Here is a 15,054-nt window from a genome sequence, read left to right on the forward strand (position 1 = left end):
TTGATTTTGAGACTTGAAGGCATAGTCTCGGCAACGTTGGATTTACCTTCAGGTACCACCTATCTGGGGGACCACGAGGGAGTGGAATGTGAGCACAGCGCAGGCACAGAAGTCAGGAGCCGTGACGGCTCCTCCCGATCATCTCGGGCACGTCATCTTCATCGCGGCGGCAGCGGCGATGGGCGGATTCCTCTTCGGGTACGACAGCTCCGTGATCAACGGCGCCGTCGAGGCCATCCGGGACCGCTACGACATCGGCTCCGCCGCCCTCGCCCAGGTCATCGCCATCGCCCTGATCGGCTGCGCCATCGGTGCCGCGACCGCCGGCCGGATCGCCGACCGCATCGGCCGTATCCGGGTCATGCAGATCGCCGCCGCGCTGTTCACCGTCAGCGCCGTCGGCTCGGCGCTGCCCTTCTCCCTGTGGGACTTCGCCCTGTGGCGGGTCGTCGGCGGCTTCGCCATCGGCATGGCCTCCGTCATCGGCCCCGCCTACATCGCCGAGGTCGCCCCGCCCGCCTACCGCGGCCGGCTCGGCTCGTTCCAGCAGGCCGCGATCGTCATCGGCATCGCCGTCTCGCAGCTGGTCAACTGGGGTCTGCTGAACGCGGCCGGCGGCGACCAGCGCGGACGGCTGATGGGCCTGGAGGCCTGGCAGGTCATGCTCGGCGTGATGGTCGTCCCGGCCGTCCTCTACGGCATGCTCTCCTTCGCCATCCCCGAGTCCCCGCGCTTCCTGATCTCCGTCGGCAAGCGGGAGCGGGCCCGGGAGATCCTCGCCGAGGTCGAGGGCGAGAGCGGTGATCTCGACGCCCGGGTCGCCGAGATCGAGCACGCCATGACCAGTGAGCACCGCTCCACCTTCAAGGACCTGCTCGGCGGCGGCTTCTTCTTCAAGCCGATCGTCTGGATCGGTATCGGCCTCTCCGTCTTCCAGCAGTTCGTCGGCATCAACGTCGCCTTCTACTACTCCTCGACGCTGTGGCAGTCGGTCGGCGTCGATCCGGCGGAGTCGTTCTTCTACTCCTTCACCACCTCGATCATCAACATCGTCGGCACCGTCATCGCGATGATCTTCGTGGACCGCATCGGCCGCCGCCCGCTCGCGATCATCGGCTCGGTCGGCATGGTGATCGGTCTCGCGCTGGAGGCCTGGGCCTTCTCCTACGACCTCGTCGACGGCAAGCTCCCGGCCGCCCAGGGCTGGACCGCCCTGGTCGCCGCCCATGTCTTCGTCCTCTTCTTCGCCCTGTCCTGGGGCGTGGTCGTCTGGGTCATGCTCGGCGAGATGTTCCCCAACAAGATCCGCGCCGCCGCCCTGGGCGTGGCCGCCTCCGCGCAGTGGATCGCGAACTGGGCCATCACCGCGAGCTTCCCGTCCCTCGCCGACTGGAACCTCTCCCTCACCTACGTCATCTACACGGCCTGCGCCGCCCTCTCGGTCCCGTTCGTCCTCAGGTACGTCAAGGAGACGAAGGGCAAGGCCCTGGAGGAGATGGGCTGACCGCCCTCCACAAGCCCGGGGGGAAGGGCTCACACCCCGCCGCCCCTCTCCCCGAACCCGACCGCCGCCCCCGTTCCGGCCACCCCGGACCGGGGGCGGCGGCGTACCGTCCGTCCGGCGCACGCGGTCGTCCGCCCGGCGCGGTCACCCCGGCCGGCTCAGCCCTCCAGTGCCGGAAGCACCCGCTCCGCGAGCAGCCGCAGACTCCGCCACCCCTCCTCCAGCGGCATCCCGCCCGCCAGTGGATGCAGGACGAGGTTGTCGAGGCCCTGGGCCACGCACGCGTCCGGAGTGAGGATCCGGTAGACGCCCTCCGCGCGCAGCTCCTCGACCGTCGTCGCTCCCGAACGCACCGCCGAGCGGATCTCGCCGGACTGCCAGGAGGCGTAGGTCCGGGCCTCGTGGAGGAAGTGGCGGCCGTACTCGGCCCAGGCCCGGTCCGGGTCCTCGGCGAGATGGAGCAGCGGCGTCTCGGCGCCCGGCATCATCGTCCAGCCCTGCGTCCCGTACTCCACGAGCCGCTCCTTGTAGTACGTCTCCAGCTCCGGCAGGTGCGCGCTCGGGAAGAACGGCAGGCCGAGCCGGGCGGCCCGGCGGGCGGCGGCCTTCGAGGAGCCGCCGACCAGCAGCAGGGGGTGCGGATCGGACCCCGGGCGCGGGGTGACCCGTACCGTACGGCCCCGGTACTCGAACTCCTCGCCGGTCCACGCCTTCAGCACGGTCTCCAGCAGCTCGTCCTGGAGCCGGCCGCGCCGCTTCCAGTCGACGCCCGCGCGGTCGTACTCCTCGCGCCGGTAGCCGATCCCGGCGACCGTGAGCAGCCGGCCGCCGCTGAGCAGGTCCAGGACCGCGATGTCCTCGGCCAGCCGCAGCGGGTCGTGCAGCGGGCCGATCACCGCCGACACCGTGACCGCCAGCCGCCGGGTCGCCCCCAGCACCGCCCCCGCGAAGACGAACGGCGACGGCAGCCAGTTGTTCTCGACGCCGTGGTGCTCCTCCGTCTGCACGGTGGTCACCCCGTGCTCGTCGGCGTACGCGGCCATCTCCAGCGCGGCCCGGTACCGGGCGCCCAGCTCGGCGGGGGAGGCGCCGGGCGCGACGAGGTTGAAACGGACGACGGTGACGGGCATGGGGACCCCCTTCGGCGGATGTGGAGGGACCGTAGCTGACGCTTCGTCAGGTGGCCAGGGGTGCGAGACACCCGCCCCGGGGAGCCGGGCCGCCGCCCGGGGAGGGATGGATACTGGACGGGTTATGGAAACCGTCATCCTTGCTGTAGTCATCGCCGTGGTCGTGCTCGCGGTGCTCGGCGGGCTCGTCGTCGGCAGCCGGCGCAAGAAGCCGCTGCCCCCGCCGCCCCCCGCCGCGCCCGACATCACCGCGCCTCCGGCCGAGCCGCACGTCGGCGACGAGGCCGAGACGCCGCGCGACGAACCGCGCCGCACGATCGAGGAGGTGGATCTTCCCGACGGCGGCCCGGCCGGGGTCGCGGTCGAGGAACCGCCCGCCGACCTCTTGGCCGAGGCTCCGGAGATCGAGATCCCGGAGCCCACCGCGGGGCGTCTCGTACGCCTGCGCGCCCGTCTCTCCCGCTCCCAGAACGCCCTCGGCAAGGGGCTGCTCACGCTGCTCTCGCGCGAGCACCTCGACGACGACACCTGGGAGGAGATCGAGGACACCCTGCTCACCGCCGACGTCGGCGTCCTGCCCACGCAGGAGCTGGTGGACCGGTTGCGCGAGCGGGTGAAGGTGCTCGGCACCCGGACCCCCGAGGAGCTGCGCGCCCTGCTGCGCGAAGAGCTGCTCAAGCTGGTCGGCACCGACGTCGACCGCACGGTGAAGACCGAGCCCGAGGACCGCAAGCCCGGCATCGTGATGGTCGTCGGCGTCAACGGCACCGGCAAGACCACCACCACCGGCAAGCTCGCCCGGGTGCTCGTCGCCGACGGCCGTACGGTCGTCCTCGGCGCCGCCGACACCTTCCGCGCCGCCGCAGCCGACCAGCTCCAGACCTGGGGCGAGCGGGTCGGCGCCCACACCGTGCGCGGACCCGAGGCCGGCGACCCCGCCTCCGTCGCCTTCGACGCGGTGAAGGAGGGCAAGGAGATGGGCGTCGACGTGGTGCTCATCGACACCGCCGGGCGGCTGCACACCAAGACCGGGCTCATGGACGAGCTCGGCAAGGTCAAGCGCGTCGTGGAGAAGCACGCCCCGCTGGACGAGGTGCTGCTCGTCCTCGACGCCACCACCGGGCAGAACGGCCTGGTCCAGGCCCGGGTCTTCGCCGAGGTCGTCGACATCACCGGCATCGTGCTGACCAAGCTCGACGGCACCGCCAAGGGCGGCATCGTCGTCGCCGTCCAGCGCGAGCTGGGCGTGCCCGTCAAGCTCGTCGGTCTCGGCGAGGGCGCGGACGACCTGGCGCCGTTCGAGCCGGAGGCGTTCGTTGACGCCCTCATCGGAGAATGACCCGCTCTTAGCGAAGCGCCCCGTGGTCCCGGATCCGGGACCGGCGAGAAGCGCCCGCCCCCAGGTGCAGTGGGAGCGGGCGCTTCGCTGTGTACCGGCCGGGAGGGGGCGCTAGTGCCGCGGCAGGCGACGTTCGCCCCGTCGCGACGCCCGGTACGCACTCTCGCCGCACCGGCCGAAAGCACGTCCAGTACGAGGACTTCCGGCCGGCACGCCGAGAGCACGCACCGGACGCCGCTCCTTGACGGGCAGACGTTGCCTGCCGCGGCACTAGGCGCGGGAGCGGTGCGCCACGTACGCCAGGGTCCCCAGCAGCAGCCGGGCCTCCGGGGGCCGGGTGGCCGAGTCCAGGGCCGGTGGGCGCAGCCAGTGGACCGGGCCGAGGCCGCCGCGGTCGGAGGGCGGGGCCGTGACGTACGTACCCGGGCCGAGGCCGCGCAGATCGAGGGCGGCCGGGTCGTCCCAGCCCATGCGGTAGAGGAGGCCGGTCAGCTCGGCGGCGGCCCCGGGGGCGACGAAGAACTGGGTGCGGCCCTCGGGGGTGGCGGTGACCGGACCGAGGGGCAGGCCCATGCGCTCCAGTCTGACCAGGGCCCGGCGCCCGGCGGGCCCGGCGACCTCGATCACGTCGAAGGCGCGCCCGACCGGCAGCATCACCGCGGCGCCCGGGAACTCCGCCCAGGTCCGCGTCACGTCGTCGAGGGTGGCGCCGGCCGGGACCCGGGCCGCGAACTCCAGGGGGTGGGCGCCGGGTGCGCGGCAGCCGGGGCGGCCGCAGGAGCAGACGCCGGCCGCGGCCCGGGCGCCCGGTACGACGTCCCAGCCCCACAGTCCTGTGAACTCGGCGACGGCGGTGCACTCGGACGAGCGACCGCGCCTGCGCGCGCCGGAGCGGATCTCGCGGATGCCGCCGATCGTGAAGCCCATGCCCCCTCCAACGGGTGTGCCGCGCCGGTGGTTACGTAACGGTCGCATGTCGTAACTCTGCGTACTTTCGCTGCCCGTCGGCCGCCTGTTGCAGACGGCGTCCGGAAGCACGCCGGGTGGTGTGGTCGGCGACGCGCGCCCCTGAGTGCTTCCCTCCGCTCACCCCCACCCGTCCTGTGTCAAGTGAATCGCCTACGGGCCATCGGTAGTTCATTCGAAGGGGTGGCGAATGGTGGCGTTTCCGGGATCCTCGTGGCTGGGTCCGTGATCGTAGGATTACTTTGAGTGTGCGGGTCCTGGAGGCACATGCGTTTGTGGGTATGCCGGAGGCAAGTCGACTTTCCGTTCGAAGGGTGACAACTACCGGACGAGGGGCCGTATTTACCGGCATTCTGATAAGGCTTGGCGCACTCAGTGACAAGTGGTCTCAGGGATGGGGGCGTTCCAGTGAGCGGCAACGACGGAAGCGGGAGCGGCGCTTCGCATGCGGACAAGCGCCCGAACGAGCTGCTCACCTCCTGGTTCGTGCGCAGCGGCTGGTCGAAGGGCGAGCTGGCCCGGCAAGTCAACCGTCGTGCACGCCAGTTGGGCGCCAACCACATCTCCACGGACACGTCACGCGTGCGCCGCTGGCTGGACGGCGAGAACCCCCGCGAGCCCATCCCCAGGATCCTGTCCGAGCTGTTCTCCGAGCGGTTCGGCTGTGTCGTCTCGGTCGAGGACCTCGGTCTGCGCGCCACCCGCCAGGCACCCTCCGCGACCGGCGTCGACCTGCCCTGGACGGGTCCGCAGGCGGTGGCCCTGCTCAGCGAGTTCTCGCGCAGCGACCTGATGCTGGCGCGGCGCGGCTTCCTCGGAACCTCGCTGGCGCTGTCCGCGGGCCCGTCCCTGATCGAGCCGATGCAGCGCTGGCTCGTCCCCACCCCGCCCTCCCCGCTCGCGGAACCGGAGTCCGTGCCCACCAGCCGGGCCCGCGGCCGGCTCTCCCGGCCCGAGCTGGACCTGCTGGAGTCCACCACGGTGATGTTCCGGCAGTGGGACGCCCAGTGCGGCGGCGGACTGCGCCGCAAGGCCGTCGTCGGCCAGCTCCACGAGGTGACCGACCTCCTCCAGGAACCCCAGCCCGAGGCGACCTCCCGCAAGCTGTTCAAGGTCGCCGCCGAGCTGGCCGAACTCGCCGGCTGGATGAGCTACGACGTGGGGCTCCAGCCGACCGCCCAGAAGTACTTCGTGCTCGCCCTGCACGCCGCCAAGGAGGCCGGCGACCGGCCGCTCGGCTCGTACATCCTGTCCAGCATGAGCCGCCAGATGATCCACCTGGGACGGCCCGAGGACGCGCTGGAGCTGATCCACCTCGCGCAGTACGGCAGCCGGGACTGCGCGAGCCCGCGCACCCAGTCCATGCTGTATGCGATGGAGGCCCGCGCCTACGCCAACATGGGGCAGCCGGGCCGCTGCAAACGGGCCGTGCGGATGGCCGAGGACACCTTCGCCGACGCCGACGACTGGGACGAGCCGGACCCCGACTGGATCCGCTTCTTCTCCGAGGCCGAGCTGTACGGCGAGAACAGCCACTCCTTCCGCGACCTCGCCTATGTCGCCGGCCGCAGCCCCGCCTACGCCTCCCTCGCCGAACCCCTGATGCGGAAGGCCGTGCGGCTGTTCGCGGACGACACCGACCACAAGCGGTCGTACGTGCTGAACCTCATCGGCATGGCCACCGTCCACCTGCTGCGCCAGGAGCCCGAGCAGAGCGCCACCCTGGCCGCACAGGCCATGCAGGAGGCCAAGAAGGTCCGCTCCGAGCGTGTCAACACTCGTATTCGAAAGACCGTCGACAGTGCCGTCCGCGAGTTCGGCGACCTGACCGAGGTCGTCGACCTCACCGAGCGGCTCGCCATGGAGCTGCCGGAGACGGCCGAGGCCGTCTGACACCCCGCTCCACTGCGCGAAACCCCATGAACCCCGGCCGCGGCCGGCCTTCCCGAAGTGCCCGACTCGGCTCCCCCATGCCAGGTCATCGGAAGGCCGTCCGCGGCCGGTTTCCTTCCCCGAAGGAAGGTTGCGCCACCATAACGATCCACTCGGCGAACATCAGCCAGTTCACCGACGCGTAACGCACCAGGCGCCTTCGTCACGGCGGCGAAACAACGAGGGGCTTCCACCGAAACCGCGCTGCGTCAATCTCATGGCGCATAACCGGCCCACCCCTCTTTTTCCGCTCTGGCTTCGCCCGCACGGGGCCGTACTACGACGAGGAGACGCCGATGGCACCAGCCATCACGCTTGCCGCAGACAAGCTGTCTGTGGCCAACACAGGTTTCATGCTCATCTGTTCCGCCCTGGTGCTGATCATGACCCCGGGACTGGCCTTCTTCTACGGAGGCATGGTCCGGGTCAAGAGCACCCTCAACATGTTGATGATGAGCTTCATCAGCATGGGCATCGTCACGATCCTGTGGGTGCTGTACGGCTTCTCCATGGCGTTCGGTACGGACCACGGCTCGCTGATCGGCTGGGAGTCCGACTTCGTCGGATGGGCCGGCATCGACAAGGCCGACATCTGGTCCGGGTACACGATCCCGGTCTTCGCCTTCGCGGTCTTCCAGATGATGTTCGCCATCATCACGCCCGCCCTGATCAGCGGTGCCATCGCCGACCGCGTGAAGTTCTCCGCCTGGTCGATCTTCGTGGTGCTGTGGGCCACGGTCGTGTACTTCCCGGTCGCCCACTGGGTCTGGGGCACCGGAGGCTGGGCCTTCGACCTCGGTGTGATCGACTTCGCCGGTGGTACGGCGGTCCACATCAACGCGGGTGCCGCGGCGCTCGGCGTGATCCTGGTGATCGGCAAGCGCGTCGGCTTCAAGAAGGACCCGATGCGCCCGCACAGCCTCCCGCTGGTCATGCTCGGCGCCGGTCTGCTGTGGTTCGGCTGGTTCGGCTTCAACGCCGGTTCGTGGCTCGGCAACGACGACGGCGTCGGCTCCCTGATGTTCGTCAACACGCAGATCGCCACCGCCGCCGCCATGCTCGCCTGGCTCGCCTACGAGAAGATCGCCCACGGCGCGTTCACCACGCTGGGCGCCGCCTCCGGCGCGGTCGCCGGTCTGGTCGCCATCACCCCGTCCGGTGGTGCGGTCACCCCGATCGGCGCGATCGCCGTCGGCGCCATCGCCGGTGTCGCCTGCGCCGCGGCCGTCGGCCTGAAGTACAAGTTCGGCTACGACGACTCGCTCGACGTCGTCGGTGTCCACATGGTCGGCGGTGTCATCGGCTCCCTGCTGATCGGCTTCTTCGCCAGCGGCAAGGGCCAGTCCGACGTCAAGGGCCTCTTCTACGGCGGCGGCATGGACCAGTTCTGGAAGCAGTGCGCCGGTGTCTTCGCCGTCCTCGCCTACTCCCTGATCGCCTCCGCGGTGCTCGCCTTCCTCCTTGACAAGACCATCGGCATGCGGGTCGACGAGGACGAGGAGATCTCCGGCATCGACCAGGCCGAGCACGCCGAGACCGCCTACGACTTCAGTGGTGCCGGTGGTGGCGCCGCCCGGACCGCAGCGCCGGCCGCCGTCGGTGCCGCGAGCAGCAAGAAGGTGGACGCATGAAGCTCATCACCGCCGTCGTCAAGCCCCACCGGCTCGACGAGATCAAGGAAGCCCTCCAGGCCTTCGGCGTGCACGGACTGACGGTCACCGAGGCGAGCGGCTACGGTCGTCAGCGGGGACACACCGAGGTCTACCGCGGCGCCGAGTACACGGTCGACCTGGTCCCCAAGATCCGCATCGAGGTACTGGCCGAGGACGACGACGCCGAGCAGCTGATCGACGTCATCGTCAAGGCGGCCCGCACCGGCAAGATCGGTGACGGCAAGGTCTGGTCCCTCCCGGTCGAGACGGCCGTACGGGTCCGCACCGGCGAGCGCGGTCCGGACGCGCTCTGACCGCAGAACAGAACAGGAGTCGCTGGGTGACGGGCACGGATGTGCGAAACGAAACAGAGGACTCGGGACCCAGCGGCTATGCGGCGGCCCGGCTGCGCCTCCTCACCGAGGAGGCGCGGTCCGGGCCGCCGCGCCGTGCCGCCCTCTCCACGCTCACGGACGACTGGCTGGCCGGACTGTTCACCGCCGCGGCCGAAGGACTGCGCGGCGTCTCCCTGGTCGCCGTCGGCGGCTACGGCCGCGGCGAGCTCTCCCCGCGCAGCGACCTCGACCTGCTGCTCCTGCACGACGGCGGCGACCCCAAGGCCGTCGCCTCCCTCGCCGACCGCCTCTGGTACCCGGTCTGGGACCTCGGCCTCGCCCTCGACCACTCGGTGCGCACCCCCGCCGAGGCCCGCAAGACCGCCGGGGAGGATCTGAAGGTCAACCTCGGTCTCCTCGACGCCCGCCACCTCGCCGGCGACCTGACCCTGACGTCCGCGCTGAGGACGACCGTCCTCGCCGACTGGCGCAACCAGGCCCCCAAACGCCTGCCCGAGCTCCAGGAACTCTGCGCCGAGCGCGCCGAACGCCAGGGCGAGCTCCAGTACCTCCTGGAACCCGACCTCAAGGAGGCCCGCGGCGGCCTCAGGGACGCCACCGCCCTGCGCGCCGTCGCCGCCTCCTGGCTCGCCGACGCACCCCGCGAGGGCCTCGACGACGCCCGCCGCCGCCTCCTCGACGTCCGCGACGCCCTCCACCTGGCCACCGGCCGCGCCACCGACCGTCTCGCCCTCCAGGAGCAGGACCAGGTCGCCGCCGGACTGGGCCTCCTCGACGCCGACACCCTCCTGCGCCAGGTCTACGAGGCCGCGCGCGTCATCGCGTACGCCAGCGACGTCACCTGGCGCGAAGTGGCGCGCGTGCTGCGCTCGCGCGCCGTACGGCCGCGGCTGCGCGCCATGCTCGGCGGCGGAAAGCCCGCCCCCGAGCGGTCCCCGCTCGCCGAGGGCGTCGTGGAGCAGGACGGCGAGGTGGTGCTCGCCCGCGCCGCCCGCCCCGAACGCGACCCCGTGCTGCCGCTGCGCGCCGCGGCCGCCGCCGCCCAGGCCGGCCTCCCGCTCTCCCTGCACGCCGTACGGCGCCTCGCCGCCACCGTGCGGGCCCTGCCGACCCCCTGGCCGGCCGAGGCCCGCGAACAGCTGGTCACCCTGCTCGGCTCCGGCCGGCCCACCGTGGAGGTCTGGGAGGCGCTGGAGGCCGAGGGACTGATCACCCGGCTGCTGCCCGACTGGGAGCGGGTGCGCTGCCGGCCGCAGCGCAACGCCGTACACATCTGGACCGTCGACCGGCACCTCATCGAGACCGCCGTCCGCGCCTCCGAGTTCACCCGCCGCGTCAGCCGCCCCGACCTCCTCCTGGTCTCCGCGCTGCTGCACGACATCGGCAAGGGCTGGCCCGGCGACCACTCGGTCGCGGGCGAGATCATCGTCAAGGACGTCGCCGCCCGCATCGGCTTCGACCGCGCGGACGTGGCGGTGCTCTCCTGCCTGGTACGGCACCACCTGCTGCTCGTCGAGACGGCGACCCGGCGCGACCTGGAGGACCCGGCCACGGTCCGCGCGGTCGCCGACGCCGTCGGCTCGCAGAGCACGCTCGAACTGCTGCACGCGCTCACCGAGGCGGACGCGCTGGCCACCGGGCCCGCCGCCTGGTCCTCCTGGCGGGGTTCGCTCGTGGCGGACCTGGTCAAGCGGGTCGGGGCGGTCCTCGCCGGGGACCAGCCCGAGGAGCCGGACACCGCCGCGCCCACCGCCGAACAGGAACGGCTCGCCATCGAGGCGGTCGCCACCGGCAGCCCCGTGCTGGCCCTGCGGGCCCAGACCGAGCCGCCGGCCGACGCGGGGGAGCAGCCCCCCGGCGACCCCGAGCCGCTCGGCGTGGAGCTGCTCATCGCCGTACCGGACCAGGAGGGCGTGCTGCCCGCGGTGGCCGGCGTGCTCGCCGTGCACCGGCTGACCGTGCGCACCGCCGAGCTGCGCTCCCTGGACCTGCCGGACGGCGTCGAGGGCTCCGTCGTGCTGCTGAACTGGCGGGTCGCCGCCGAGTACGGCTCGCTGCCCCAGGCCGCCCGGCTGCGTGCCGACCTCGTGCGCGCCCTCGACGGCTCCCTGGACATCGCCGGACGGCTCGCCGAGCGCGACGCGGCCTACCCCCGGCGCCGGGGCGTGGTCGCGCCCCCGCCGCGCGTGACGGTCGCCCCGGCGGCCTCCCGGCACGCCACGGTCATCGAGGTCCGCGCCCAGGACGCGCCGGGGCTGCTGTTCCGGATCGGGGCGGCCCTGGAGGACGCGGGCGTACGGGTGCGGAGCATGCACGTCAGCACCCTGGGCGCGAACGCCGTGGACGCCTTCTACGTCACCGGCGCGCAGGGGGCGCCGCTGCCGGGCGACGAGGCGGCGGCCGTGTCCCGCAAACTGGAGGAGACCCTGCGGGGCTGAGCCCGACGACGGGCGGGACCGGGTCCGGTGACGACCGTGACCCGGTCTTGCCTCGCCGGGATACCCTTGAAGACGCTCGTACCGCCCCCGACCCCGAGGACCGACGCCGCCGTGTTCGATACTCTCTCCGATCGCCTCTCAGCGACTTTCAAGAACCTGCGCGGCAAGGGACGGCTCTCCGAGGCGGACATCGACGCCACCGCGCGCGAGATCCGCATCGCCCTCCTCGAGGCCGACGTGGCCCTCCCTGTCGTCCGTTCGTTCATCAAGAACGTCAAGGAGCGGGCGCTCGGGGCCACTGTCTCGCAGGCGCTGAAGAACCCCGCCCACCAGATCCTGAAGATCGTCAACGAGGAACTCGTCACGATCCTCGGCGGGGAGACCCGACGGCTGCGCTTCGCCAAGCAGCCGCCCACCGTGATCATGCTGGCCGGTCTCCAGGGCGCCGGCAAGACCACCCTCGCGGGCAAGCTCGGCCGCTGGCTGAAGGAGCAGGGCCACTCGCCGCTGCTCGTCGCCTGCGACCTCCAGCGCCCCAACGCCGTGAACCAGCTCAGCGTCGTCGCCGAGCGCGCGGGCGTGGCCGTCTACGCGCCCCAGCCGGGCAACGGCGTGGGCGACCCGGTCCAGGTCGCCAAGGACTCCATCGAGTTCGCGAAGGCCAAGGTCCACGACATCGTGATCGTGGACACCGCCGGCCGCCTCGGCATCGACCAGGAGCTGATGCAGCAGGCCGCGGACATCCGCGACGCCGTCTCGCCCGACGAGATCCTCTTCGTCGTCGACGCGATGATCGGTCAGGACGCCGTCAACACCGCCGAGGCCTTCCGCGACGGCGTCGGCTTCGACGGCGTGGTGCTCTCCAAGCTCGACGGCGACGCCCGCGGCGGTGCGGCCCTGTCGATCCGGCAGATCACCGGCAAGCCGATCATGTTCGCGTCCAACGGTGAGAAGCTCGACGACTTCGACGCCTTCCACCCGGACCGGATGGCCTCCCGCATCCTCGACATGGGTGACCTGCTCACCCTGATCGAGCAGGCGGAGAAGACGTTCAGTCAGGAAGAGGCCGAGAAGATGGCCTCCAAGCTGGCGTCGAAGAAGGGCCAGGACTTCACCCTGGACGACTTCCTGTCCCAGATGGAGCAGGTCAGGAAGATGGGCAGCATCAGCAAGCTGCTCGGCATGCTGCCCGGCATGGGGCAGATCAAGGACCAGATCAACAACCTCGACGAGCGCGAGGTCGACCGCGTCGGCGCGATCATCAAGTCGATGACCCCGGCCGAGCGCCAGGACCCCACGATCATCAACGGCTCGCGCCGCGCCCGTATCGCCAAGGGCTCCGGTGTCGAGGTCAGCGCGGTCAAGGGCCTGGTCGAGCGGTTCTTCGAGGCCCGCAAGATGATGTCCCGCATGGCCCAGGGCGGCGGCATGCCCGGCATGCCGGGGATCCCGGGCATGGGCGGCGGCCCCGGCCGGCAGAAGAAGCAGCCGAAGCAGGCCAAGGGCAAGCAGCGCTCCGGCAACCCGATGAAGCGCCGGCAGCAGGAGCTGGAGGCGGCGCAGCGCCGCGAGGCCCAGGCCCAGGGCGGCAACGCGTTCGGGGTGCCGCAGCAGGGCGCCCAGGACTTCGAGCTGCCGGACGAGTTCAAGAAGTTCATGGGCTGACGCGGGTAACCTCCCCGCCGACGCCGTAAGCGATACGTCACTGAGGGCGCCCTCCGCCGAGGAGGGCGCCCTCAGCGCATGCCGAGGCCCGGTGTCTGCCGTAACGTCCAGATATGAGCAATGCCGCTCCGCCGCGCAGGGCCCCCGACCAGCCATGGCGCTCCGAGGGCACCCCGGACGACGGAACACCGCCCCCCGGCGGATCCGGTGGCAGACGACCCCGGGGCCGCTGGTGGGGCCTCGCCGTCACCGCGGTGATCGTCTTCCTGATCGTCTACGTCGGACTGAACTACCTCGGCCAGGGCAACGAGCCGACCATCTCCTACACCGAGTTCAGCAAGCAGGTCGACGAGGGCAACGTCGCGAAGATCTACTCCAAGGGCGACGCGATCCAGGGCCAGCTGAAGAACGCCCGGGACAACCCCGACGACGACGGCACCTACACCCGGTTCAAGACACAGCGCCCCGCCTTCGCGGACGACGACCTCTGGCAGAACCTGAGCAGCCACGACGTCACGGTCACCGCCCGGCCGGTCGTGCAGCAGCGCAGTCTGCTCTCCAACCTGCTGATCTCACTGATCCCGATCGTGCTGCTGGTCGCGGTGTGGGTCTTCTTCGCCCGGAGGTTCGCCGGGGGCCTCGGCGGAGCCGGCGGCATGCTGGGGCGCAAGGCGCCGCCCAAGCCGGTCGAGCTGCGGCCCGGAACCCAGCGCACGACCTTCGCCGACGTGGCCGGCATCGACGAGGTCAAGGGCGAACTGGACGACGTCGTCGACTTCCTGGAACACCCCGACGCCTACCGCAGGATGGGCGCCAAGATGCCGCGCGGGGTGCTGCTCGCGGGCTCGCCCGGCACCGGCAAGACCCTGCTGGCCCGCGCGGTGGCCGGCGAGGCGGGGGTGCCGTTCTTCTCGGCCTCCGCCTCCGAGTTCATCGAGATGATCGTCGGCGTCGGCGCCTCCCGGGTCCGGGAGCTGTTCGCCGAGGCCCGCAAGGTGGCACCGTCGATCATCTTCATCGACGAGATCGACACCATCGGCCGGGTCCGCAGCGGGGGCGCGTCGGTGAGCGGTCACGACGAGCGCGAGCAGACACTGAACCAGATCCTCACCGAGATGGACGGCTTCTCCGGCTCCGAGGGCGTGATCGTCATCGCGGCCACCAACCGCGCCGACATCCTGGACCCCGCGCTCACCCGGCCCGGCCGCTTCGACCGGGTGGTCAACGTCTCCCCGCCGGACCGCGGCGGACGCGAGGCGATCCTGCGCATCCACACCCGCGGGATCCCGCTCGCCCCGGACGTGGACCTGACCCAGGTGGCCCGCACCACCCCGGGCATGACAGGGGCGGATCTGGCCAATCTCGCCAACGAGGCCGCCCTGCTCGCCGTCAAGCGCAAACAGAGCCAGGTCACCCCGTCGCACCTGTCGGAAGCCCTGGAGAAGGTGCAGCTCGGAGCCGAGCGCACCCTCGTGATGCCGGAGGAGGACCGCCGCCGCACCGCCTACCACGAGAGCGGCCACGCCCTCCTCGGCATGCTCCAGCCGGGCGCCGACCCCGTCCGCAAGGTCACCATCGTGCCGCGCGGCCGCGCCCTCGGCGTGACCATGTCGACCCCGGAGGTCGAGCGGTACGCGCACTCCGAGCAGTATCTGCGCGGCCGCATCATCGGCGCCCTCGGCGGGATGGCGGCCGAGGAGGTGATCTACGGGGTCGTCACGACCGGCGCCGAGAACGACCTCGAACAGGTCACCAACATCGCGCGCGGGATGGTCGCCCGCTGGGGCATGAGCGACCGGGTCGGCCGGCTGTCCGCCCTGCCCAGCGACGCCCAGCAGGCGTACGGCCTCGCCGCCGCCCCCGCCACCCTCGACGTCATCGACGACGAGATGCGCCGGATCGTCGACGAGTGCTACGAGGAGGCGCTGCGCAAACTCCGCGACCACCGCGGCCAGCTGGACGCCCTCGCCGAGGCGCTGCTGGAGCACGAGACCCTGGAGGAGGCCGACGCCTACCGCATCGCGGGGATCACCCGGCTCCGCAAGGAGGAGGACTGATTCCCGGGCCCCCGC

Annotated in this window: 10 protein-coding genes; 8 read left to right on the plus strand and 2 right to left on the minus strand. The window is 71.5% G+C overall.

Annotated features, from left to right (window positions below; genetic code table 11):
- The first annotated feature begins 88 nt into the window (after nt 1-88).
- A complete protein-coding gene (locus AQJ64_RS28215; RefSeq protein ID WP_059203096.1) occupies nt 89-1,504 on the plus strand; it encodes a sugar porter family MFS transporter in 1,416 nt (471 codons plus the stop codon).
- Between the two features lie 158 nt (nt 1,505-1,662).
- On the opposite strand, the gene AQJ64_RS28220 is transcribed toward AQJ64_RS28215, so the two are convergent.
- Complete coding sequence (locus tag AQJ64_RS28220) at nt 1,663-2,634, minus strand: LLM class flavin-dependent oxidoreductase (RefSeq protein WP_059203097.1); 972 nt, start codon at nt 2,632-2,634, stop codon at nt 1,663-1,665.
- Nucleotides 2,635-2,758: 124 nt separating this feature from the next.
- On the opposite strand from AQJ64_RS28220, the gene ftsY reads away from it, so the two are divergent.
- Nucleotides 2,759-3,973 (plus strand): signal recognition particle-docking protein FtsY, encoded by a 1,215-nt coding sequence (gene ftsY / locus AQJ64_RS28225; protein ID WP_055637073.1) that lies wholly within the window; start codon nt 2,759-2,761, stop codon nt 3,971-3,973.
- Between the two features lie 270 nt (nt 3,974-4,243).
- Here the strand turns inward: ftsY and AQJ64_RS28230 are convergent, their stop codons facing one another.
- Nucleotides 4,244-4,900, minus strand: coding sequence for a bifunctional DNA primase/polymerase (locus AQJ64_RS28230; RefSeq protein ID WP_055634538.1), 657 nt, complete (start codon nt 4,898-4,900; stop codon nt 4,244-4,246).
- 447 nt (nt 4,901-5,347) lie between these two features.
- Between AQJ64_RS28230 and nsdA the strand changes: the two genes are divergently transcribed.
- From nsdA to ftsH, 6 genes are all read left to right on the plus strand, one after another.
- Nucleotides 5,348-6,832, plus strand: coding sequence for a transcriptional repressor NsdA (gene nsdA / locus AQJ64_RS28235; protein WP_059203098.1), 1,485 nt, complete (start codon nt 5,348-5,350; stop codon nt 6,830-6,832).
- A 335-nt stretch (nt 6,833-7,167) separates the two neighbouring features.
- Nucleotides 7,168-8,502: an ammonium transporter gene (locus tag AQJ64_RS28240; RefSeq protein ID WP_055636762.1), complete on the plus strand. Its 1,335-nt coding sequence runs from the start codon at nt 7,168-7,170 to the stop codon at nt 8,500-8,502.
- Nucleotides 8,499-8,837, plus strand: coding sequence for a P-II family nitrogen regulator (locus AQJ64_RS28245; protein ID WP_003997576.1), 339 nt, complete (start codon nt 8,499-8,501; stop codon nt 8,835-8,837). The genes AQJ64_RS28240 and AQJ64_RS28245 overlap by 4 nt, the downstream gene beginning before the upstream one ends.
- 26 nt (nt 8,838-8,863) lie before the next feature.
- Nucleotides 8,864-11,317, plus strand: a complete 2,454-nt coding sequence (locus tag AQJ64_RS28250; RefSeq protein WP_055636761.1) for a [protein-PII] uridylyltransferase — start codon at nt 8,864-8,866, stop codon at nt 11,315-11,317.
- A gap of 111 nt (nt 11,318-11,428) precedes the next feature.
- Nucleotides 11,429-12,982: a signal recognition particle protein gene (gene ffh, locus AQJ64_RS28255; protein ID WP_055636760.1), complete on the plus strand. Its 1,554-nt coding sequence runs from the start codon at nt 11,429-11,431 to the stop codon at nt 12,980-12,982.
- A gap of 113 nt (nt 12,983-13,095) precedes the next feature.
- Nucleotides 13,096-15,039, plus strand: a complete 1,944-nt coding sequence (gene ftsH / locus AQJ64_RS28260; protein WP_079061991.1) for an ATP-dependent zinc metalloprotease FtsH — start codon at nt 13,096-13,098, stop codon at nt 15,037-15,039.
- Nucleotides 15,040-15,054: the final 15 nt, after the last annotated feature.

Source organism: Streptomyces griseoruber (assembly GCF_001514205.1).
GTDB lineage: Bacteria > Actinomycetota > Actinomycetes > Streptomycetales > Streptomycetaceae > Streptomyces > Streptomyces griseoruber.

Bases quoted from the DNA above. Each gene is read 5' to 3' on its own strand.
- ftsY (WP_055637073.1), top strand. From the start codon at position 2,759: ATGGAAACCGTCATCCTTGCTGTAGTCATCGCCGTGGTCGTGCTCGCG.
- AQJ64_RS28240 (WP_055636762.1), top strand. From the start codon at position 7,168: ATGGCACCAGCCATCACGCTTGCCGCAGACAAGCTGTCTGTGGCCAAC.
- ftsH (WP_079061991.1), top strand. From the start codon at position 13,096: ATGAGCAATGCCGCTCCGCCGCGCAGGGCCCCCGACCAGCCATGGCGC.
- AQJ64_RS28220 (WP_059203097.1), bottom strand. From the start codon at position 2,634: ATGCCCGTCACCGTCGTCCGTTTCAACCTCGTCGCGCCCGGCGCCTCC.
- AQJ64_RS28230 (WP_055634538.1), bottom strand. From the start codon at position 4,900: ATGGGCTTCACGATCGGCGGCATCCGCGAGATCCGCTCCGGCGCGCGC.
- AQJ64_RS28245 (WP_003997576.1), top strand. From the start codon at position 8,499: ATGAAGCTCATCACCGCCGTCGTCAAGCCCCACCGGCTCGACGAGATC.